General features: G+C 62.8%; 21 protein-coding genes and 1 tRNA gene. 10 read left to right on the top strand and 12 right to left on the bottom strand.

Annotation, left to right across the window (positions count from 1 at the left end; translation table 11 throughout):
• Positions 1 to 10: 10 nt before the first annotated feature.
• Entirely contained in the window at positions 11 to 1,453 is a 1,443-nt protein-coding gene (locus P0D68_RS29865) for an aminotransferase-like domain-containing protein (protein WP_408300627.1), read from the bottom strand.
• A 171-nt stretch (positions 1,454 to 1,624) separates the two neighbouring features.
• Here P0D68_RS29865 and P0D68_RS29870 point away from each other — a divergent pair, with 171 nt between their 5' ends.
• Entirely contained in the window at positions 1,625 to 3,940 is a 2,316-nt protein-coding gene (locus tag P0D68_RS29870; RefSeq protein WP_408300625.1) for an FdhF/YdeP family oxidoreductase, read from the top strand.
• Between the two features lie 24 nt (positions 3,941 to 3,964).
• Here P0D68_RS29870 and P0D68_RS29875 read toward each other — a convergent pair whose 3' ends face one another.
• From P0D68_RS29875 to P0D68_RS29885, 3 genes are all read right to left on the bottom strand, one after another.
• Positions 3,965 to 4,468 carry a M48 metallopeptidase family protein gene (locus tag P0D68_RS29875; RefSeq protein ID WP_091792800.1) on the bottom strand — a complete coding sequence of 168 codons (504 nt, stop codon included), beginning with the start codon at positions 4,466 to 4,468 and terminating at the stop codon, positions 3,965 to 3,967.
• Between the two features lie 19 nt (positions 4,469 to 4,487).
• Complete coding sequence (locus tag P0D68_RS29880) at positions 4,488 to 5,120, bottom strand: hypothetical protein (RefSeq protein ID WP_091792799.1); 633 nt, start codon at positions 5,118 to 5,120, stop codon at positions 4,488 to 4,490.
• Between the two features lie 192 nt (positions 5,121 to 5,312).
• A tRNA-Leu gene (locus P0D68_RS29885) sits at positions 5,313 to 5,397 on the bottom strand.
• A 194-nt stretch (positions 5,398 to 5,591) separates the two neighbouring features.
• On the opposite strand from P0D68_RS29885, the gene P0D68_RS29890 reads away from it, so the two are divergent.
• Positions 5,592 to 6,662: a LacI family DNA-binding transcriptional regulator gene (locus tag P0D68_RS29890; RefSeq protein ID WP_408300622.1), complete on the top strand. Its 1,071-nt coding sequence runs from the start codon at positions 5,592 to 5,594 to the stop codon at positions 6,660 to 6,662.
• Between the two features lie 111 nt (positions 6,663 to 6,773).
• Here the strand turns inward: P0D68_RS29890 and P0D68_RS29895 are convergent, their stop codons facing one another.
• Positions 6,774 to 7,427 carry a hypothetical protein gene (locus P0D68_RS29895; protein WP_408300620.1) on the bottom strand — a complete coding sequence of 218 codons (654 nt, stop codon included), beginning with the start codon at positions 7,425 to 7,427 and terminating at the stop codon, positions 6,774 to 6,776.
• Positions 7,428 to 7,915: 488 nt separating this feature from the next.
• On the opposite strand from P0D68_RS29895, the gene P0D68_RS29900 reads away from it, so the two are divergent.
• From P0D68_RS29900 to P0D68_RS29920, 5 genes are read left to right on the top strand one after another with little or no spacing between them, the layout of a single operon-like run.
• The gene (locus P0D68_RS29900) at positions 7,916 to 8,965 is read left to right on the top strand and encodes an ABC transporter substrate-binding protein (protein WP_091792796.1); all 1,050 of its coding nucleotides are present in this window, start codon (positions 7,916 to 7,918) and stop codon (positions 8,963 to 8,965) included.
• Positions 8,962 to 9,786, top strand: a complete 825-nt coding sequence (locus P0D68_RS29905; protein WP_091792795.1) for an ABC transporter permease — start codon at positions 8,962 to 8,964, stop codon at positions 9,784 to 9,786. The genes P0D68_RS29900 and P0D68_RS29905 overlap by 4 nt, the downstream gene beginning before the upstream one ends.
• Before the next feature lie 47 nt (positions 9,787 to 9,833).
• Positions 9,834 to 10,736, top strand: a complete 903-nt coding sequence (locus tag P0D68_RS29910) for an ABC transporter permease (RefSeq protein WP_408300617.1) — start codon at positions 9,834 to 9,836, stop codon at positions 10,734 to 10,736.
• Positions 10,733 to 11,779: an ABC transporter ATP-binding protein gene (locus P0D68_RS29915; protein WP_408300614.1), complete on the top strand. Its 1,047-nt coding sequence runs from the start codon at positions 10,733 to 10,735 to the stop codon at positions 11,777 to 11,779. The genes P0D68_RS29910 and P0D68_RS29915 overlap by 4 nt, the downstream gene beginning before the upstream one ends.
• A 44-nt stretch (positions 11,780 to 11,823) precedes the next feature.
• Positions 11,824 to 12,651, top strand: a complete 828-nt coding sequence (locus tag P0D68_RS29920; RefSeq protein ID WP_408300612.1) for a phosphodiesterase — start codon at positions 11,824 to 11,826, stop codon at positions 12,649 to 12,651.
• Positions 12,652 to 12,673: 22 nt separating this feature from the next.
• Here P0D68_RS29920 and P0D68_RS29925 read toward each other — a convergent pair whose 3' ends face one another.
• Positions 12,674 to 13,159, bottom strand: coding sequence for a DUF2569 domain-containing protein (locus P0D68_RS29925; protein ID WP_408300610.1), 486 nt, complete (start codon positions 13,157 to 13,159; stop codon positions 12,674 to 12,676).
• A gap of 227 nt (positions 13,160 to 13,386) precedes the next feature.
• Here P0D68_RS29925 and P0D68_RS29930 point away from each other — a divergent pair, with 227 nt between their 5' ends.
• Complete coding sequence (locus P0D68_RS29930; protein ID WP_408300608.1) at positions 13,387 to 14,595, top strand: MFS transporter; 1,209 nt, start codon at positions 13,387 to 13,389, stop codon at positions 14,593 to 14,595.
• A 25-nt stretch (positions 14,596 to 14,620) separates the two neighbouring features.
• On the opposite strand, the gene P0D68_RS29935 is transcribed toward P0D68_RS29930, so the two are convergent.
• The 5 genes from P0D68_RS29935 to P0D68_RS29955 form a co-directional block, all read right to left on the bottom strand.
• Positions 14,621 to 15,049, bottom strand: coding sequence for a response regulator (locus tag P0D68_RS29935; RefSeq protein ID WP_408300606.1), 429 nt, complete (start codon positions 15,047 to 15,049; stop codon positions 14,621 to 14,623).
• 20 nt (positions 15,050 to 15,069) lie between these two features.
• Positions 15,070 to 15,702: a response regulator gene (locus P0D68_RS29940; protein ID WP_408184596.1), complete on the bottom strand. Its 633-nt coding sequence runs from the start codon at positions 15,700 to 15,702 to the stop codon at positions 15,070 to 15,072.
• Between the two features lie 150 nt (positions 15,703 to 15,852).
• Positions 15,853 to 16,425, bottom strand: a complete 573-nt coding sequence (locus P0D68_RS29945; protein WP_091792788.1) for a ferritin-like domain-containing protein — start codon at positions 16,423 to 16,425, stop codon at positions 15,853 to 15,855.
• Positions 16,426 to 16,526: 101 nt separating this feature from the next.
• Positions 16,527 to 16,688 (bottom strand): DUF1328 domain-containing protein, encoded by a 162-nt coding sequence (locus P0D68_RS29950; RefSeq protein ID WP_006052455.1) that lies wholly within the window; start codon positions 16,686 to 16,688, stop codon positions 16,527 to 16,529.
• A 108-nt stretch (positions 16,689 to 16,796) separates the two neighbouring features.
• Positions 16,797 to 16,973, bottom strand: coding sequence for a DUF1328 domain-containing protein (locus tag P0D68_RS29955; RefSeq protein WP_091800263.1), 177 nt, complete (start codon positions 16,971 to 16,973; stop codon positions 16,797 to 16,799).
• Between the two features lie 252 nt (positions 16,974 to 17,225).
• Here P0D68_RS29955 and P0D68_RS29960 point away from each other — a divergent pair, with 252 nt between their 5' ends.
• Positions 17,226 to 18,695 (top strand): sensor histidine kinase, encoded by a 1,470-nt coding sequence (locus P0D68_RS29960; protein WP_408300603.1) that lies wholly within the window; start codon positions 17,226 to 17,228, stop codon positions 18,693 to 18,695.
• A gap of 235 nt (positions 18,696 to 18,930) precedes the next feature.
• Complete coding sequence (locus P0D68_RS29965) at positions 18,931 to 19,065, top strand: entericidin A/B family lipoprotein (RefSeq protein WP_091792786.1); 135 nt, start codon at positions 18,931 to 18,933, stop codon at positions 19,063 to 19,065.
• Between the two features lie 328 nt (positions 19,066 to 19,393).
• Here the strand turns inward: P0D68_RS29965 and P0D68_RS29970 are convergent, their stop codons facing one another.
• On the bottom strand, positions 19,394 to 20,188 hold the full coding sequence (locus P0D68_RS29970) for a DUF4397 domain-containing protein (protein WP_408300601.1): 795 nt from the start codon (positions 20,186 to 20,188) through the stop codon (positions 19,394 to 19,396).
• Between the last annotated feature and the right edge of the window lie 277 nt (positions 20,189 to 20,465).

The raw sequence follows: 20,465 nt of genomic DNA on the forward strand, positions 1-20,465 counted from the left end.
CTCCTTGTCCTTACGCCATCTGCGTGACCAGTTCGCCGAGCGTCTTCAACGCCGCTTCGGTCTGCGCCGTCCACGGATAGCTGTAGTTGAGCCGGATAAAGTGGCGAAAATCGTTGCGCGTCGAAAACATCGTGCCAGGCCCAACGGTGATGCCGCGCGCGAGCGCCGCCTGGTAAAGCCGCATCGAATCGACGCTGTCCGGCAACTCGACCCACAGCACATAGCCGCCTTGCGGCGTCGACATGCGCGTGCCCGCCGGAAAAAACCGCTGCACCATCGCCATCATGATGCTCGCCTGCTGCCGGTAGACCTTGCGCACGTGCCGCAAGTGGCGGTCGTAGCCGTCCTGCCGCAAATAGTCGGCGACCGCGACTTGCGGCACCGACGGCGTGGTCAGCGTGTTGAGAAACTTCAGCTTCTCGACCTGCGCGCGATAGCGTCCCGGCAGCGCCCAGCCGATCCGGTACGACGCGGTCAGGCTCTTCGAAAACGACGCGCAATGCAACACCAGCCCTTTCGTGTCGAAGTTCTTCAAGGTCGACGGACGCGTCTCGCCGAAGTACAGCTCCTGATAGACGTCGTTCTCGATCACGGGAATCTCGTGCGCGGCGAGCAGTTCCACCAGTTGCCGCTTGCGCGTATCGGGCATGCGGAAGCCGAGCGGATTCTGGAAGTTCGGCATCACCATGCACGCTGCGATTTTCTGCTCGGCGATCACCTGCGCGAGCGCCTCGATGTCGATGCCATGAACCGGATGCGTCGTCACCTCGATCGCGCGCATGCCCAGCCGCTCGATGGCGTGCAGCATCGCGTAATAGGTGGGCGACTCGACCGCGACGGTGTCGCCCGGTTTCGCGACCGCCTGCAGGCTCAGGTTGATCGCTTCGGTCGCGCCGAGCGTGATGACGATCTCGCCGGGATCGACCGGCACGCCGTTTTCGGCGTAGCGCCGGGCGATCTGCCGGATCAGTTCCGGATTGCCGGGCGGCAGGTCGTCGATCAGATTCCAGCTCGCCTGGCGTCGCGCGATCGCGTTCGCATACTGGTTGATGCGCCGCCACGGGAACAGCGACGGATCCGGATACGGCGAGCCGAACGGCACGGCGTCGTGCGCGCGGATGCTGCGCAAGGTCGACAGCACGAGGCGGCTCACGTCCACGGTCGCCGCGACCGGCGGTGTCTGTGGCGCTTGCGGCGGCCGCGGGCGGCCGGGCTGCGGCGCGTCGAGCGCCGCCGACAGCGCCGCGGCGTCGCGCACGAAATAGCCCGACTGCGGGCGCGTCTCGACAATCCCCCGGTTTTCCAGCAACGCGTAAGCGTGCAACACCGTCTTGATGCTGACGCCGTGTTGCTGGCTTGCCTGCCGCACGGAGAGAATCCGCTCGCCGGCCGCGAATACACCGCGGCGCACGGCTTCCGTGATTTCGTCGGCGAGTTTTTCGTACAGGTTCAAGGGGCTGGATCGAGCAAAGACATGAGTGGGAGCGTCAGTCTATGACAAAAACCCGCCCACTGTATCCCTCACCTTTCCAAATTTCTGTATGCTGCGCACTTTTTGGAACACAGTAGGCTTGCACCTATCAGCCTCTCCAGGCGCGTTCAGGCCCGACACCGCGGCACCCTCATGAAGAAACCCGAAGCTCGCATCGAACCGTACACGCACCCCGCCGCCGGCTGGGGCGCCCTCAAGTACGTCGCCATCAATCTCATCAAGGAAAAGGTGACGGGCGGCGACTACCGCATGCTGCTCAAGCAGAATCAGCCGAACGGCTTCGACTGCCCGGGCTGCGCGTGGCCGGATCGCGAGCACGCGTCCACCTTCGAGTTCTGCGAGAACGGCGTGAAAGCCGTGGCCGCGGAAGCGACCAGCAAGCGCGTGACGCCCGCATTCTTCGAGCAGCACACGGTCACCGAACTGATGGCGCAATCGGACTTCGAACTCGAACAGCACGGCCGCCTGACCGACCCGCTCGTCTACGACGCGCTGCGCGACCGGTATGTGCCGATCGGCTGGGACCAGGCGTTCGAGCTGATCGCCGCGCACCTGAAGCGGCTCGACGATCCGGACCGCGCCGCCTTCTACACCTCGGGACGCGCGAGCAACGAAGCCGCGTTCCTCTACCAGTTGTTCGTGCGCATGTACGGCACCAACAACTTCCCCGACTGCTCGAACATGTGCCACGAGGCGACCAGCCGCGGCTTGCCGCATACGGTCGGCATCGGTAAAGGCACGGTCACGCTCGACGACTTCGAACACGCCGATACGCTCCTGATCTTCGGCCAGAATCCGGCCACCAACCATCCGCGGATGCTCGGAGAGTTGCGCGAGTGCGCCAAACGCGGCGCGACCATCGTATCGATCAATCCGCTCAAGGAGCGCGGCCTCGAACGCTTTGCGAGCCCGCAGCATCCGGTGGAAATGCTGACGATGGGCAGCACGAAGATCAGCTCCGTGTTTATTCGCCCGAAAGTCGGCGGCGACTTCGCGCTGATCAAGGGCGTCGCCAAGCGCGTGATCGAACTCGACGACGAAGCATTGATCTCGGGTCTCGAACGCGTGCTCGACATCGCTTTTATCGCCGGGCACACCGTGGGTTTCGACGCGTTCGCCGACGACCTGCGCGCGGAAAGCTGGGACACCATCGTCGCCGAAGCAGGCGTGCCGTTCGAGGACGTGCTGAAGCTCGCCGACATCTACGTGAAGGGACGCGCCGTGATTTCGACGTGGGGCATGGGCCTCACGCAGCACAAGAACTCGGTGCCGACGGTGCAGATCCTGTCGAACCTGATGATGATGCGCGGCAATATCGGCCGGCGCGGCGCGGGCCTGTGCCCGGTGCGTGGCCACTCGAACGTGCAGGGCGACCGCACGGTCGGCATCGAGGAACGGCCGACGCAGGCGTTCCTCGACCGGCTCGGCGAAGTCTACGATTTCGAGCCGCCGCGCGAGCACGGACTCGACGTCGTCAACACCATTCAGGCGATGCTCGACGGCAGGGTGAAAGTATTTATCGGCCTCGGCGGCAATTTCTCGATTGCGACGCCGGACACGCCGCGCACGTGGGACGCCATGCGTTCGTGCGATCTCACCGTGCACATCACCACCAAGCTGAACCGCAGCCACCTCGTGCATGGGCGCGCCGCGCTGATTCTGCCGACGCTCGGGCGCACCGAGATCGACTTGCAGAACGGTGTCGCGCAAGGCGTGAGCGTCGAGGACTCGATGAGCATGGTGCATATCTCGTACGGCATGAACAAACCGGCTTCGGAGAATCTGTTGTCGGAGATCGCGATCGTCGCGCGCATGGCGCATGCGACGCTCGGCAGCGCGAAAGTGGATTGGCTCGCGCAGGCAGCGGACTATTCGCTGATTCGCGACGGCATCGCCAAAGTGATCGAGGGATTCACGGACTACAACGAGCGGCTGAAGAACCCTGGCGGCTTTCATCTCGGCGTGGCCTCACGCGAGCGGATCTGGAAAACGCCGAGCGGCAAGGCGCAGTTCCTCGTGCATGCGATCGACACGGCGACGCCGATTCATCAGGCGCGCAAGCAACATGGCGAGCGGCTGATGACGTTGATGACGACACGCTCGCACGATCAGTACAACACGACGATTTACGGCCTCGACGACCGTTATCGCGGTGTGTATGGTCAGCGTCGCGTGCTGTTCGCGAACAGGCACGATCTCGCGATGCTGGGGTTCGAGGCGGGGCAACGCGTGGATATCACGAGCGTGTGGGCCGATGGGATCGAGCGTCACGCGGACGGTTTTCTGCTCGTGGAGTACGACATTCCGCGCGGCTGTCTCGGTGCCTATTATCCGGAGACGAATCCGCTGGTGCCGCTCTCGTCGGTCGCCGACGGCGCGGGAACGCCGACGTCGAAATCGATTCCGGTGTTGTTGACGGCTTCCGCGGCCGACGCGATTGCGACTTGATGCATGAGACCTGACGCTGGATCGTCAGGTCTGCTTTTTCGCCAGTTCCCGATGCGTCAGATAGAGACGCAAGTCGAATTCGATCTGGTGGTAACCCGGCTGCATGAACTCGCACAGGCGGTAAAACGCCTTGTTGTGATCGCTTTCCTTCAGATGAGCGAGTTCGTGCACCACGATCATTTTCAGAAATTCCGGCGCGGCAGATTTGAACAGCGACGCGATGCGGATTTCCTTCTTCGCCTTCAGCTTGCCGCCTTGCACGCGGGAAATGCTCGTATGCAGACCTAGCGCATGGCGCACCACGTCGAGTTTGCTGTCGTACGTGACCTTGTCGATCTGCTCCGCGCTGCGCAGGTGCTCGCGTTTCAGGTCCGCGCAATACGCGTAAAGCGCCCGGTCCGTTTGGACCTCGTGCGTGTTGGGGTAGCGCGCGACGAGGTACGCGCCGAGTTGGTCTTCGGCTATCAGCTGTTTGACCTTCTCCTGGAGCGCGGCTGGGTAGCCGGTGAGGTATTTCAGGTGGGACATGCTTCGGCTCGGCGCTCGGTCAACCGGCGCGGCGATTGTCTTCGCAATCGTCCCAATAGCGCAGCGGGTCGCGATGATCGGGGTATTGCGTGTCCAGCCAGTCGGAGAGAATCTTCCACTGCGGATGGTTCGGACCGCTTCTCGTGTCCCAGAACGATTCCTTCAACACAGCGTTGTTTCGGCCGCGGTCCCGCACGACGATCCGGCAGTGATCGTTCGACTCATGGAATTCCGCCTTCAGGTAATAGCGCGGGAGTATCTGCAGCATCGCGCCTTCCACGATCCGGCCCTGCGCACGAACCACGCCCGCGCATTCGATTCGCAGAACACCGTCCACTGATTTGTCCGCGCGCCAGCCGACCGGCAGGCGCACCACGCATTCGTCCTTGCCGACCTTGATCCAGTCCATCCGCCAGATGCGGGCGAGCGCATCGCGCATGGCTGCCGCATCTTCGTAACCGGGCGGCAGTTCGAACTGGGCCGGCAGCACGACTAGGGCGTCGCCAGTCGGCGTTGTGCCGGCCGGCTTTTGAAATGGATCGTCGTCGAAGGGATTCGAGGGGCGGCTGGCCCGGGTGTTGCTGGCGCTCGGCAAATCCCCGAAAAGGCTTTCGGCTGCGCGGCGTGCGCGCTTCGATTTTTCGTTGCCCATCGATTTCTCCGTTGGAGTTGGGTTGCCTTGGTGTGACACGCAGGTTGACTACGTCATAGCATCGCACGTCGTCGAACACGTGGGCGAGCGGCTGCGCATTTCAGATACGGCGGGAAGGAAAGGCGTCTGATCCGGTTGCGCGCAGGTTGAACCGGGTTCGGCTGAAAGCGCGCAAGTCCTTGGCGGGACGATTGGTGCCGGGGACCGGACTTGAACCGGCAAGCTGTGAAGCGGCGGATTTTAAGTCCGCTATGTTTACCAATTTCATCACCCCGGCAGGGGCCAGAACGCATGTGGACGCGAATTCTACCATTTCGCGGCAGGCGTACCAAACCGCCGCGGCACCCGCCCCGTACCGCGATTTTCAGGCGCGGCACAACCCAAAAACCGAATTCATCCGGGGGTCACAAACGTTGCCGATAATCCGCTCACGGAAACTCACGAAAACGTTTACGACCCGAGCGGAAACCCATGACTCCGACGATCAAAGATGTCGCTGCCCACGCCGGTTTCTCCATCGCCACGGTATCGCGCGCGATCAACGCGCCGCATACCGTCAACCCGGTCACGCTCGACAAAGTGCGCCAGTCCATCGACGCGCTGAACTTCCGCCCCAGCCCGCTTGGCCGCCAATTGCGCGGCGAACGCACGCGCCTGATCGGCGTGATCCTGCCGACGCTCGCCAATCCCGTATTCGCCGAGTGCCTGCAAGGTATCGACGAACTCGCCTCGGCGCAAGGCTACCGGCTCATGCTGATGACCACGCAGTACGACGCCGACCGTGAACGCCACGCTATCGAGACGCTCCGCGAACACCGCGTGGAAGGACTGATCCTGACCGTCGCCGATGCCGACACGCACCCGCTGCTCGACGAACTCGACCGCGCGGGCCTGCTCTACGTGCTGATGCATAACGACACGGTACGCCGTCCGTCGGTCGCCGTCGACAACCGTCTCGCGGCCTACGACGGCGTGCGCATGCTGATCGCTCACGGCCATCGCCGTATTCTCATGCTGGCGGGCACGCTGGCTGCCTCAGACCGCGCCCGCCAGCGGCATCTCGGCTATTCGCAGGCCATGCAACAAGCCGGCTTGACGCCGGCGCCCGCGCTCGAGGTCGATTTCAACGCGGAGGAGTTGTCGCCCGCGGTGCTCGCCCATCTGACGAGCGGCGCGAACCGTCCCAGTGCCCTCTTCTGCAGCAACGATCTGCTGGCGATGGTGGTCATGCGTGGCCTGCGCCGCGCGCGCCTGCAGATTCCTCACGACATGTCGATTCTCGGCTTCGACGGACTCGCGATGGGCGAACTGCTGTCGCCGCCGCTTGCCAGCATCTGCGCGCCGAATCGGGAAATCGGCTGTGCGGCCTGGGAGCGTTTGCTGGCGCGCGTCACCGGCAGTTACGAAGCCTTGAATGAAACATCGCTCACGCTGACCTTGCCGCACAGCTTGCGCGAGGGCGCCACCATCGCGGCGATTTCGAACCGCAACGAGCCCTCGCGGGTGCGGGCCTCGGAAAATGCCGAGCGGCCGTTTGTATGAGACGCCCGCGCATTGCTCGCTGGTGACTGCTGAAGCCCGACTGCTGAAGCCCGAGGCGCCGTACCTCATCCGGACACCGAGATGGGCACGGGCTCGGGCAGAAAGAAAAAACTATTTCAACGTGGCATTGAATATCACCGACCTTACGGCCACTTCGTCGACCGCCCCAGAGATATTAAAGCTGCCATGTATCGTCTCGTTGGACCTGAACGTGCCTTTTGCACCTTTATACTCCGGGCTCACATAAAACTTAACCCCAAAGGTAAAATGCTTAGCCCCGTTCAAGCACTTCCTTTCCTTTGAATCACCTACGTCATATAGTTTAACGTACGAGTTATCAGGGGGAATAAATCCGGAATTATCGGTGCATTCGTCGTTGGTAATTTTAACCGTGTAGTATATTCCCTGCGCCGTTGTCCTATACAAAACAGCGTGATGGGAATTGCCGCTGGCATCTGTAACGGACACATATTTATAGTCCGTCGAAGCCGGCCGGTTATTCTTGGCCCTCAATGCCTGGCCGCCCTGCCCGAGATCGCAGTTCGAGGTGATGTTGTCGTCGGTGGGCGTGATGGACATGCCTCCGGCCGGGCTGATCGCGGTGTATCCGGACTTGGGCGCAACCACGTTCTCAAACACCAGATTGTCGATGTTCAAATCCACAGCGTCGTGGGTTTTCTCGAAATAACATTCCGTGGCTGCGTGAGCAGGCGCGCAAACAGATAAAAGCACGGCAGTCATGGCCAACAATAGATTGGTTTTCATACAAGCCTCTAATATCAAAATTGAGATTACCTTCGAACAAACCGGGACAAAAACACAACAGCTTCGCAACGCCTCCGTTTTCTGAAATTAAATCCGCTTTACCGTCATGCCGCGTAACAAGCGGCAATTTCATAGTGAATTTCGCCCTGCTAACCGCCCATCGGAGAACTCCTAAAATCACGGAAAACCGGAATTGGGATTTCCCTGCGAATTAGCCGGCGCAAGAAAATGCGGCGCAGATATAAGGTCAAGAATCAACTGATCCGATCAAACGGTATCCGGAGAACGGCCGCCCGAACGGCAAGCCACACGTCATAGCGTCGTCACATACGTTCCCGATAATCCGCTCGACGAAAACGTTTACATCGCCAGACAGCACGGCACACAAGCGATGTCCGGCAGCCCGCATCGCGCCACCTGTATTGCGTCAGTTCACCCGTACTCGACACCACCGCTTAAGCCACCTTGTCCATCTCTGGGAGATTGCTGTGACCCGCCGTTCCTCCACCGCTTTTGTTCGAGTGCGTCAATTGGCGCGCGCCGCGTTCGCCGCCTCGGCACTTGTCATGACTCTGGCCGCACCCTCGCTCGCGCATGCCGACGAAACCGCGATCTGCTACAACTGCCCGCCCGAATGGGCCGACTGGGCGAGCCAGATCAAGGCGATCCAGCAGAAGACCGGCATTCGCGTGCCGTTCGACAACAAGAATTCCGGCCAGTCGATCGCTCAGCTCATGGCCGAACAGAAGAGCCCGGTCGCCGACGTGGTGTACCTCGGCGTCTCATCGGCTTTCCAGGCGAAGGACAAGGGCGTGATCCAGCCGTACAAGCCCGCGCATTGGGATGACATTCCCGCCAACATGAAGGACCCGCAAGGCTACTGGTTCACGATTCATTCGGGCACGCTGGGCTTTTTCGTCAATAAGGACGCGCTCGAAGGCAAGCCCGTGCCGCGCTCTTGGGCCGACCTGCTCAAGCCCGAGTACAAAGGCATGATCGGCTACCTCGACCCGTCGAGCGCGTTCGTCGGCTATGCGGGCGCGGTGGCGGTGAATCAGGCACTCGGCGGCACGCTCGATAACTTCGAGCCGGGCCTCGACTGGTTTCGCAAGCTAAAGGCCAATGCGCCGATCGTGCCGAAGCAGACCGCCTACGCGCGCGTGATGTCCGGCGAAATTCCGATCCTGCTCGACTACGATTTCGACGCCTACCGCGCGAAGTACAAGGATCACGCGAACGTCGAGTTCGTGATTCCGAAGGAAGGCACGATCTCCGTCCCGTACGTGATGAGTCTGGTGAAGGGCGCGCCGCACGAGGCCAACGGCAAGAAGGTGCTCGATTTCGTGCTCTCCGACGAAGGCCAGAAGCTGTGGGCCGACGCCTATCTGCGCCCGGTCCGCGCAAACGCGATGACGGCCGACACCGCCGCGAAATTCCTGCCGGCTAGCGACTATGCGCGCGCCAAACCGGTGGACTTCGGCAAGATGGCCGAGAAGCAGTCGAGCTTCGGCGAGCGTTATCTGCAGGTGATGCATTGAACGACATCACGTTCCCGCTGCGCTGGCGCATCGCGTTGATCGCGCCGGCGCTGGCGGTATTCATCGCCTTCTGGCTGTTGCCGATGGGCGCGCTCGCGCAGTTGAGCGGCGACGGCCACGCGTTCGCCACCTATCGCGCGATGCTGACGAATCCGCGCTACATGTCGAGTCTCGGCGCGACCGTGCTGTTGTCCGCGGCGGTCACGGCGGCGACGCTGGTGCTCTCGGTGATCGCGGGATTGCTGCTGGCGCGCCGCGAGTTTCCTTTGAAGCGCACGCTGCTCGCGCTGCTCACCTTTCCGCTGGCGTTTCCGGGTGTGGTGGTCGGCTTCATGGTCATCATGCTCGCCGGGCGCCAGGGGCTGGTCGGCGCGCTCTCGCTGAAACTCACGGGCGACCGCTGGGTATTCGCTTATTCGATGAGCGGCCTCTTTCTCGGCTACCTGTACTTCTCGATTCCGCGCGTGATCGTCACCGTGATGGCCTCGGCGACCAAGCTCGATGCATCGCTGGAAGAAGCCGCGCGCTCGCTCGGCGCGTCGCCGTGGCGCATCACGCGCGACATCGTGTTGCCCGCGCTCTCGCCTGGTCTGATCGCGGCGGGCGCGGTGTGCTTCGCCACCGCGATGGGCGCATTCGGCACCGCCTTCACGCTCGCCACTGACATCGACGTGCTGCCGATGACCATCTACACCGAGTTCACCCTCAACGCGAACATGGTGACCGCCGCGGGCCTCTCGATCGTGCTCGGCATGGTGACGTGGGCCGTGCTGGCGTTGGCGCGCAGCGTGAGCGGTTCGGCCGTGGCGGCAAGCGCATGAACGGCATGTTCAAACCTGGCGCTGCCAGACCGGAAGACAGGACCTCAATGAATTCCATCACCGCTTCTCTACAGCCGGCAACGAAGCCGCGCTCGCGTGCGCGCCTGCCGGCCGCCAGAACGTGGCTCGCAGCCGGCCAATGGCTCGTGACGCTGCTGCTATGCGCGTTCCTGATCGTGCCGGTCGTCATGTCGATCATGGCGGGGCTGACGGTCAACTACTTCAAAGGCGTATCGAGCGGACTCACGCTGCGCTGGCTCGAAGAAGTGTGGACGCAATATCACGGCTCGGTATTCCTCTCGCTTGAAGTGGCGGCGGCGACCCTCCTCATCACGCTGCTCACCGGCGTGCCGGCGGGTTACGTGCTCGCGCGCAGCAAGACGCGCCTGTCGCGCATCATCGAAGAGTTTCTGGTGCTGCCAATCGCGCTGCCGGGCCTTGCGTCGGCGCTCGCGCTGCTGGTGGTCTACGGCGGCTTCACGATGTTCCGCATGAGCGTGGCGTTTATCGTCGTCGGCCATGTGGTGTTCACGCTGCCCTTCATGGTGCGCGCGGTCGCCGCCGTGTGCGCGAGCAGCGATCTGCGCACGCTCGAAGAAGGCGCGGCGAGTCTCGGCGCGAGCTTTCTGCAGCGCTTCGTGACGATCGTGCTGCCCAACGCGCGCCCCGGCATCGTGGCCGGCGCGCTGGCGGTGCTCACGCTCTCCATCGGCGAATTCAATCTGACGTGGATGCTGCACACGCCCGATACCAAAACGCTGCCGGTAGGTCTCGCGGACACGTATGCGTCGTTGCGCATCGAGATCGGCAGCGCCTACACGATTCTGTTTTTCATCATGACGATGCCACTGCTCGTCGCGATGCAATGGCTCGGTGTCGATGCGACCGGCCAGCGCAGCGCGGCGAAAAAATGCGCCTCCGTCTCTCCTTCTAAGTCGCTCAAACCATGAAACTTGCCTCCGTACCCATCGCGTTGACGCAATGCGCGAAAACGTTTCGCGGCACGCGCGTGCTCGAGCCGCTCGATCTGCATATCGACGCCGGTGAAACGCTGGTATTGCTCGGGCCGTCCGGCTGCGGCAAGACCACGACGCTGCGCATGATCGCGGGGCTCGAAACGCCGGACGCCGGCGGCCGCATCGCGTTCGGCGACGACGACGTCACCGCCTTGCCGATCGAAAAGCGCCAGGTCGGCATGGTGTTCCAGAGCTATGCGCTGTTTCCGAACCTGACAGTGCGCGGCAACATCGGCTATGGCCTGAAGATCAAACGCGTGCCGGCCGAGACTGTCCGCCAACGCGTCGACGAATTGCTCGGCATGATGCGTCTCACCGCTCACGCCGACAAGCCGATCGATCAGCTTTCCGGCGGGCAGCGCCAGCGTGTAGCGCTCGCACGCGCGCTCGCCGTGCAGCCGCGCGTGCTGCTGCTCGACGAACCGCTCACCGCCCTCGACGCCCGCTTGCGCGACACCTTGCGCAGCGAGATGAACACGTTGCTGCGCGAGTTGGGCATTACGACCGTGTACGTCACGCACGATCAGGCCGAAGCAATGGAACTGGGCGACCGCATCGTCGTGATGAGCGCGGGGCGCATCGAGCAGATCGGCTCGCCGCGCGAGATCTATTACCGCCCCGCCAACCGGACGGTCGCGCAGTTTGTCGGCACGATCAACCGGCTCGCGGGCGAGCGGCGCGACGGCCTGCTGACGACCACCGGCGGCGCCGTGCCGCTGCCCGCGGGCGACGTGCACGTGAATTCGGCGCACGAAATTTTCTTCCGCCCCGAAGACGCTTATCTTGCCGATCCGGCTCATGCGCAATTGCGTGGCCATATCGAAAGCACCGCGTTTCTCGGCGAGCGAACACGGCTGACGGTGGGCGGCGCCGCTCCCGACGCGTTGCTGATCGACGTGGCGGGCCGCGTGGAATTGGCGCGTGGCACACCGGTCGGCATTTCAATCGCGCAGGACGCGCTGATTGCGCTATCGTAATGAAGTGACGCCGTTGTTTGGCGCGCTATAAAAAAGGACACCCCATGCTGCTGGCTCAAATTAGCGACCTGCATATCAAACGGCCCGGCGCGCTCGCTTACCGCCGCGTCGACACCGGCGCCTATCTCGCACGCTGCGTGGCCGCGCTCAATGCGCTCGAACCGCGTCCCGACGCGGTGATCATGACGGGCGACCTCGTCGACCAGGGCGACCCGGAACAGTACGCGCATCTCAAGGCCCTGCTCGCGCCGCTCGAGATTCCCTACTTCCTGCTGGTCGGCAATCACGACGAACGCGCCGCGTTGCGTGCCGCATTTCCCGATCGCGCGGAATTGCAAAGCGGCGGCGAATTCGTGCAATACGCGGTCGATCTCGGCGCGCTGCGACTCATCGCGCTCGATTCGATGGTGCCGGGCCAAAGCGCGGGCGATCTGTGCGACGCGCGGCTCGCGTGGCTCGCCACGCAACTCGACGCGGCCCAAGGCAAACCGACGGTGGTCGCGTTGCATCATCCGCCGTTTGTGTGCGGCATCGGGCATATGGATGAGTTGCGGCTCGATCCCGCCGCATCCGACAAACTCGCGGCGTTGATCGCGCGCTATCCGAACGTGGAACGCGTGATCTGCGGGCATGTGCACCGGCCCATGTTCGTGCGCTTTGGCGGCACGATCGCCTCCGCGGTGCCGGCGCCCGCGCATCAGGTCGCGCTCGATCTGCGCGACGATGCGCCGTCCGCGTTCATGATGGAGCCGCCGGCGTATGCGCTGCATCACTATGACCCGGCAACCGGCATCGTCACGCATCACGCGTATGTGGATGCGGCGGATGGGCCGTATCCCTTTTACGAACCCGAGGGCGATCTGATCGATTGATCTGTTCGATTGACACGCGCGCTCACGCGCGGATGAAGGTCTCATGCACGCGCCGGGACGACCTGAAATACGGAATCCCGAGCGCGGCCGCGACGACGGCCTGAATAAGATCGCCGTAGGGAACGGCAATGTCGATGCCGATGGCGTATGTCATGTAATCGCCGAGCAGATACGCGCCGGCTCGCATCGCGACAATGGCGACGAGCCAAGCCTGCACCTGCGGCGCGAAGCGCGCCGATCTACGCAGCACGAGCAGCGCCAGCCAGCCCGCGCCGGCCACGATGAATACGCCCGTGACGACATCACAGCCGACCATCGCGAGCACGGCGCGATACCAGCCATGCGTTTCGCGCCGGACAAACACAGCCAGCAGTTCCCATTCGAGCATCAGTTTGAGCGGATCGCGCATGGCGATCGCCGTATGGAGCACCCACGCGGCAACGCAGATCAACGCGACGAGCAGCCAGCCGCCGATGTGTCGAGGTTCATGTTTCGTGGTCGAGGCCATGGAGTCGTTCTTCGTTTGCTTCGTTCTGTCGTAATCGGTCGGATGAGGCGCGCCGATTCTACGAACTAACCACGAACGACCATCTCATTTTGTCGACGCGTCCCTTTCAGGTGGCTTGGAACTGGCGTGTTTGCGCGCTCGCGGCCGTCAGCACGATCCGCCATGCTCCGGTATGATCGGCACGCTTGAGGACCGTGCATGGGCCGGTCCGTCAATCGCCCTCTCTCATGTCCACTTCCAACGCGTCCACTCCCGCTTCCGCCGACCGGTCGCTGCGCGGCCTGCTGCTTCTGCTCGCCACCATCGCGGGCGTCGCGGTCGCGAACATCTATTACAACCAGCCGCTGCTCGACGACTTCCGGTTGTCGTTTCCGCACAGCGCGTCGTGGGTCGGCGCGGTGCCGGCCGTCACCCAACTCGGCTACGCGGCCGGCATGCTGTTGCTGGCACCGCTTGGCGACCGCTTCGATCGCCGCCTTCTGATCCTGCTGCAGATCGCCGGCATCTGTGTCGCGCTGGTAGTGGCCGCCGCCGCGCCAACGCTGTCCGTGCTGATCTTCGCAAGTCTGGCGATCGGCGTGCTCGCCACCATCGCGCAACAAGCGGTGCCGTTCGCGGCGGAACTCGCGCCGCCGGCCGAACGCGGCCACGCGGTCGGCACGGTGATGAGCGGTTTGCTGCTGGGGATCCTGCTGGCGCGAACGGCGTCGGGCGTGATCGCCGAATATTTCGGCTGGCGCGCGGTATTCGGCGCGTCCGTGGTCGCGTTGCTGGTGCTCGCGGTGGTCATCATTCTGCGTCTGCCCAGGAGTCAGCCGACGTCCACGCTGCCCTACGGCAAGCTATTGGTGTCGATGTGGCATCTGGTGGTCGAGCACCGCGCGCTGCGTGAAGCGTCGCTGACCGGCGCGGCCCTGTTCGCTGCGTTCAGCATTTTCTGGTCGGTGCTGGCGTTGCTGCTGGCCGGCGCGCCGTTTCATCTCGGGCCGCAAGCGGCGGGGCTATTCGGTATTGTCGGCGCGGCAGGCGCAATGGCCGCGCCGCTCGCCGGCAAGTTCTCCGACCGGCGCGGACCGCGCGCGATCATCACCGTGTCGATCGTGCTGGTGGCGATTTCGTTCGTGGTGTTCGGCGCATCGGCGAGAAGCATTGCGGGCCTCGTGATCGGCGTGATCGTTCTCGATATCGGCGTGCAGGCCGCGCAAATCTCTAATCAGTCGCGCATCTACGCACTCAAGCCGGACGCGCGCAGCCGCGTGAATACGGTGTACATGGTGGCGTATTTCATTGGCGGAGCAATCGGCTCCGGCGTCGGCGCGGCAGTGTGGCCGACGTTTGGATGGCTTGGTGTGAGCGCGGCCGGCCTCGTGTTCGCCGGGCTGGCGGCGTGGAATCATCTGGCGCCGCCCGCAGGCGCGAAGGATGTGAAGGGTTAATCGGCGCCTTGTTCGCGCGGAGCGCTCATTGGCCGCTTCGCGCGGACGCATAGTCGTGCAGCGCGTCGATCACCCGGTCGAACTCGAACGACTTGTCGTAAAAGTGGCGCACGCCGTATTGCTCGCAGCGCTCCCGATACGCGGGCAACGCGTGATTGGTCAGCACCGCGGCGAATACCCGGTCGATCAATCCCCCACGCTGCAGGTAGGCTAGTACCGGCACGCCCGAGCCCTGCTTCAACTGCAGATCGACGATCACCGCATCGAAGGGCTCGTCGCTCAACAGCGCAATCGCCTGATCCGCGGAATCCGCATACGCGGCTACCTTGAGCAGGCCGGAGGCGTCGATCGCTTCCACGAGGCTTCGGCGAATCAGCGGCGAATCCTCGATCAGCAGCACGCGCAAGGGAGCGCGGCTGGCTTGATCGGCAACAGGGTTCGATTCGCTGTTCATCGGAATATCTCGATCGTCCATTATTCGATCAAACCATTCTTGATCGCGTAATAAGTCAGATCGGCGTTGTTCGCCAGTTGCATTTTCTCCAGTACGCGGGCCCGGTAGGTACTCACCGTTTTCACGGACAAATGCAATTCCTCCGCAATCTCAGTGGGAATCTGCCCGGCCGCGAGCTTGCAGAAAATCTGGAACTCACGCTCGGACAGCGCTTCGTGCGGCCGCCCGGCGGACGGCTTGTCGAGATTGTCGGCGAGCGCGTCGGCCACCGCCTCGGAGAGGTAGCGATGCCCGCGCGCCACCGAGCGAATCGCCCGCACGATCTCGTCGGGCTCGCAATCCTTGTTCAGATAACCGTTCGCGCCCGCGCGCAGCAGGTTGATCGCGTATTGGCTTTCCGGGTAACCCGACAGAATCAGTACGCCCTGCTCGGGACGCACCTGCTTGATCACACGCAAGGTGTCGATACCGTTCTTGTCCGGCATCGCGATGTCGAGCAGCACCACGTCGAACGCCTGCTCGCGCACGAGGCTGATGGTTTCGTCGCCGGTGGCCGCTTCGGCCGCGACGCACATATCCGGCTCGTCAGCGACGAACTGCCTGAAGCCACCTCGGACGATCGCATGGTCGTCGGCTATCAACACTCGAATCATCGGTTTGGGTGTCCGTGTATTGGAATCGCTCCAAAGCAGACATTGTAATGATCTCCGGCACGGCGTCTGCCGGAATCGGAGAAGAACATGGCGGCGCATGCCGACGCGGGAACCCTGCCAGACCCGCCCGTGCCCGCAGCGCCCTCCCGCTTACTCGCGGCCTTCGAGCAGATCCGCCATATCGTCCGCGTGCTCTTCTTCCACAGCGAGAATCTCTTCGAACATACGACGCGTCGTCACGTCCTTATCGCCGAGATAGCGAATGATCTCGCGGTAGGTATCGATCGCAATCCGCTCGGCGATCAGATTCTCCTTGATCATCTCCGTGAGGCTGTCGCCCTCCTTGTATTCCGAGTGCGAGCGCGTCTTCAACCCGTCCGGTGCGAAATCAGGCTCGCCGCCCAATTGCACGATCCGCTCGGCGATGCGGTCGGCGTGTTCCTGTTCCTCCGCGGCATGTTCGGCGAATTCCGCGGCCACCGCCTCGGAGTTGATGCCCTTTGCCATGAAGTGATGCCGCTTGTAACGCAGCACGCAGACGATTTCAGTGGCCAGTGCGTCATTGCATAGCTTCAGCACCGTTTCGCGATCCGCGCCATAGCTTTGCGTGACCGGTCCGTCCGACATGTGCTTGCGTGCGTCTTCGCGGATCTTCTTGAGATCCATCACGAACGGATCCTTGGATTGAGTGGCCGCGCCCTGGGCGCCAGGTGACTTCGACATTGAATTTCTCCTTTATCCGGTATTGGGGGTAACTGCGCATCACGCACGAATCGCGCCTGATGCGCCGGCACAAGGAATGCGGGCTACCAATAAGCGCCCGTCTACGTTCGGAATACGCCGAGCAGCAGCGTGACCACGAACACGACGAGGAAAATGTAGAACAGGATCTTCGCAATTTCAGCCGCCCCTGCTGCGATTCCGGTAAAACCGAACACGGCGGCGATGATCGCGATCACGAAAAAAACAATGGCATAGTGAAGCATGGCGACTCTCCTTCTTGTTGGTATCTGCGTGACCTGGCTCGGCGCATTGCATGGCGAACCGTCTGCCAGTTTCGAAGACACGGCTTGCGAACTCCTCGTCGAACCGCGCTAATCGACGATCTTTTTCGTCACCACGAAGCCGAGCACGAGGAACACGACACACAGAATCACGAACACGATAAACAGGAACTTCGCGATTGCCGCCGCGCCTGCCGCTACGCCGGTAAAGCCAAGAAGGCCGGCGATCACCGCCACGACGGCGAAGAACAACGCCCATTTCAGCATGATGGCTTTCTCCCGAAACATTGATTGAACGATCAGGTCAATCCTAGCCATCAGCGACGGCGGGCGCATTCCGACGCACGCCGGTTTTCGTGTGAGAATCCGCTGACATTGGATTACGGCAGCGTTACGGCGAGCGCGTAAGCCACGCGAGGCCGATGTGTTGCGCCGCGACGGCGGCCGCGTCGGCGCGATACTCGCACCGTCGCCTGACGCGGCGGACGTTACACTGAAGCCCCAATAGAGGAGCCGAAATTGCCAAATGAGCAGAACGCGCCGAACGCGGCCGCCCTTGGGCCCGCCACCCGCCTGAGCGACTGGATGCGCAATCGCAGTTGGGCGATTGCCATGACCGTGGCGATCGTCATTACCGTGGGCGGTCTCGTGATTCTCGAGACCGCGCGCCAACGCATTGCCGCCGAATACGAGACCGCACTCGAAGCGCGCGACGTCACCGTGCAACTGAGCATTCTTGCGAGCCAGCTCTCGCGCCTGAGTGCGCAGCAAAGCGATTTTCTTCTGACGAAGCAGGACGCTTTAGCGCGCGATTTCTGCGCGACCGCTGTGCGCATCCGTCAGAGCGAACAGCAGTTGAACCGCTTCTACCGCAGCGGCAAAGCCGACAGCGCGGAACTCGCCAGCTTCACGCAGATCCTGGCGCTGATCGAGGCGCGTATTGGCGCGGGCGCGTCCGCGCTGCAGCGCGCGGCGGCGCATCCGCTGGATCTCGCCGCCTGCGGCAGCGCGAGCGAAGCCAGTCCGGCCGATGCGTCGCTCGTGGACAGCACGCTCTCGCTGCTTCGCGACAACGAGGAGCGCCGCGCGCAACACGCGCTTGCCGCGAGCCGCGGCGATCAACGCATCTCCACGCTGTGCGCAGCGGGCTTGTCGGCGCTGAATATCGTGCTGTTCATCCTGCTGTTTCGTAACCTCGGCATTCAGATCGATCGTCAGGCGCGCGTGCAGCGTCAATTGATCACACAACAGGAGGGGCTCGACCAGCTCGTGAATGAACGCACCCGTCAGCTCGAAGCGCTCGGCTGGCACTTGCAGGCAGTCAGCGAAAACGAAAAGACCCAGCTCGCGCGCGAGCTGCACGACGAGCTCGGCGCGATTCTGACCGCGAGCAAAATGGACGTGGCGTGGGCCAACCGCAAACTGAAGGACAGCGCGCCGGATATCTCCGAGAAACTCAAGCGGGCGCTCGCGAATCTCGACCAGGGCATTGCGCTCAAGCGCCGCATCATCGAAGACATGCGGCCCACGGTGCTGGCGAACTTCGGGCTCGTTACCGCGTTGCGCACGCTCGCCGACGAAGCCGCGCAGCGCAACAACTGGACGCTCGAACTGCACCTGCCCGCCGACGACATCAAGCTCGACGAGCAGACGGAGATCGCGCTGTTTCGCGTCGCGCAGGAGTCGCTCACCAACGCCGCCAAGTACGCGCGGGCTTCGAAGGTGTCGATCGCATTGCAGGTCGGCGATGGCCAGGTGGCGCTGCATATCGCCGATAACGGCGTCGGCATCATGCCGGCCGATCTGAAGCGCACCCACACGCATGGGCTCCTGGGCATGCGCCAGCGCGTCGCCGCGCACGGCGGGCGCTTCGATATCCGGCGCGGCGTGCCCAACGGCACCGACATCCATGTGGAGATGCCGAGCGTGAGCACCGCGACGCCTTCGATCGACCTGCCGCCGGCCACGCCGTCGCGAACGTCCGTCTAGCAAAGGCTCGCGCGACGTCACAGTCAGGCTTGTAGGAGTGCGCCGACGCAAACAGCGGAGCACGCCTACAAGAAAATCGCAGCCCGGCCGACAGCGCCTTCCGCGCCCTTTTTTTACCATGCAATCAGACCGGATCGACTGGCGTAAGCCCCGGTCGGACGACAGCTAGCTTAGCTGGCGCGTGCCGTAGAACACGGGCACGTCAACCGATGCATTCTCGACAAGGAGAACTCTCATGAATCGACTGATCGCTTTGCTTCTCATTGCAGGGACGGCTGCGCTCGCCGGTTGCAACACCATGGCGGGGGCTGGGCAGGACATTTCGAAGGGTGGCGACGCCATCACGAATTCGGCTGAAAAGGCCAAGTAAGCAGGTCATATGAAGCAGACGCCCGGCGCTTTGAGGCGCCTGGCAACGGGGGTTCGTGAAAGCCCGCCGCGGGAAACCTCGGCGGGCTTTTTTTCGCCTGATGGTCGGGCTTCGTTGTTTGCGCAGCCTTCGCGCACGCATCGGCGTGATGCTCGCAACAGTCACGGCTTCGTTACCGACGCTCAGCGACGCCACAAACAAAACGGCGATCCACTCGCGTGGATCGCCGCTCCGTCCTCCCCAGGACGTGTCGCTTATTGCATGCGTCTGATTCAAGCGCCGCTTGCAGGCATTCCTGTCAGCGCACTTCTTCGCGCACTTCGCGCACTTATTGGCCCGTCAGCGTATTTGTCAGTTCGACGCTCGGCGTCTGCGTATTGCCGTTCTGCGCGACCAGCAAATGGATCTGGCCCGGCACGAGCTGGCTCAGCGCCCCCGCGATCGGCACCGACGTCACCAGCCAGTCGGCATTGTTCGACAACGTGAATGCCGGCGACTGGAAGATCGGCGTCTTGCTGCCCGCCGCTGTCGCGATCAGCACGTACGTGCCGCCGGACACGTAGATCGAGTCCTGACCGCTCGCCGGCACCGCGTTCTTGAATGCCACGCCGGCCATGGTCGGCGAGACGTTGGCGATGTTGGTGGCGGTGGATTGGACCAGATACAGGTCGAGATTGGTCGCGTTCGCCGAAGCGTTGAAGCCGCGCACACGCGCGCTATTCGAGAGCAGCCCCTTGTCGAACGGATCGTCGATCAGGCCGATGTCCGGTGCGGCGAGACCCGGCAGAGCGAGCACGGTGTATTCGTGGCCCTTGGCGACATCCGGAAAGCTGCCGCTTGCAAGCGCCGTCGTCGAACCGGTCGCCGAGTAAGCGACAGTCGTCGCACCTGTGTTGATATTGGTGAGGTTCGTCACACCCTTATAGCTAATGTTCGTCTGACCAGAAGGCGCTGCGCCATTCACGAGAAAATCGACCGCCGGGCCACTCGGAATGGCATGGATGAAATGGATCTCCGGATTGGTCAGCCCGAGTTCCTTGCCTACGTCGTCGGAACCGCCGCCACACGCGCTCAGAATGGATGCAACCGCAGCCATCGCCACCATGGTTCGGATCAGTTTCATTATGTTCACCTATCGATGTTATCGGGCTCTCGGCCCATTGATTTGTGGACGTCCCGCTTCGGACAACACGCCGTCTGAAACCTTGTTCGCTGGTCGTTTGAACGGTTTCAGGCCGGCTCTCCGAAACGGAGCACCCCCTCCTATCCCTGCCGCACATCGCGCCTTTTTGCCGAACGGCGCGGTCCGTGTCGATGGACGCTCGCTTTGAGCAATGCGTGTGCCGCGGGGTTTGGCATGGCCGGTGGCGGCTGAAGAATGTCTTACGGAGCAACGACTT

This window comes from Paraburkholderia sp. RL17-380-BIE-A (assembly GCF_046028085.1).
Lineage (GTDB): Bacteria > Pseudomonadota > Gammaproteobacteria > Burkholderiales > Burkholderiaceae > Paraburkholderia.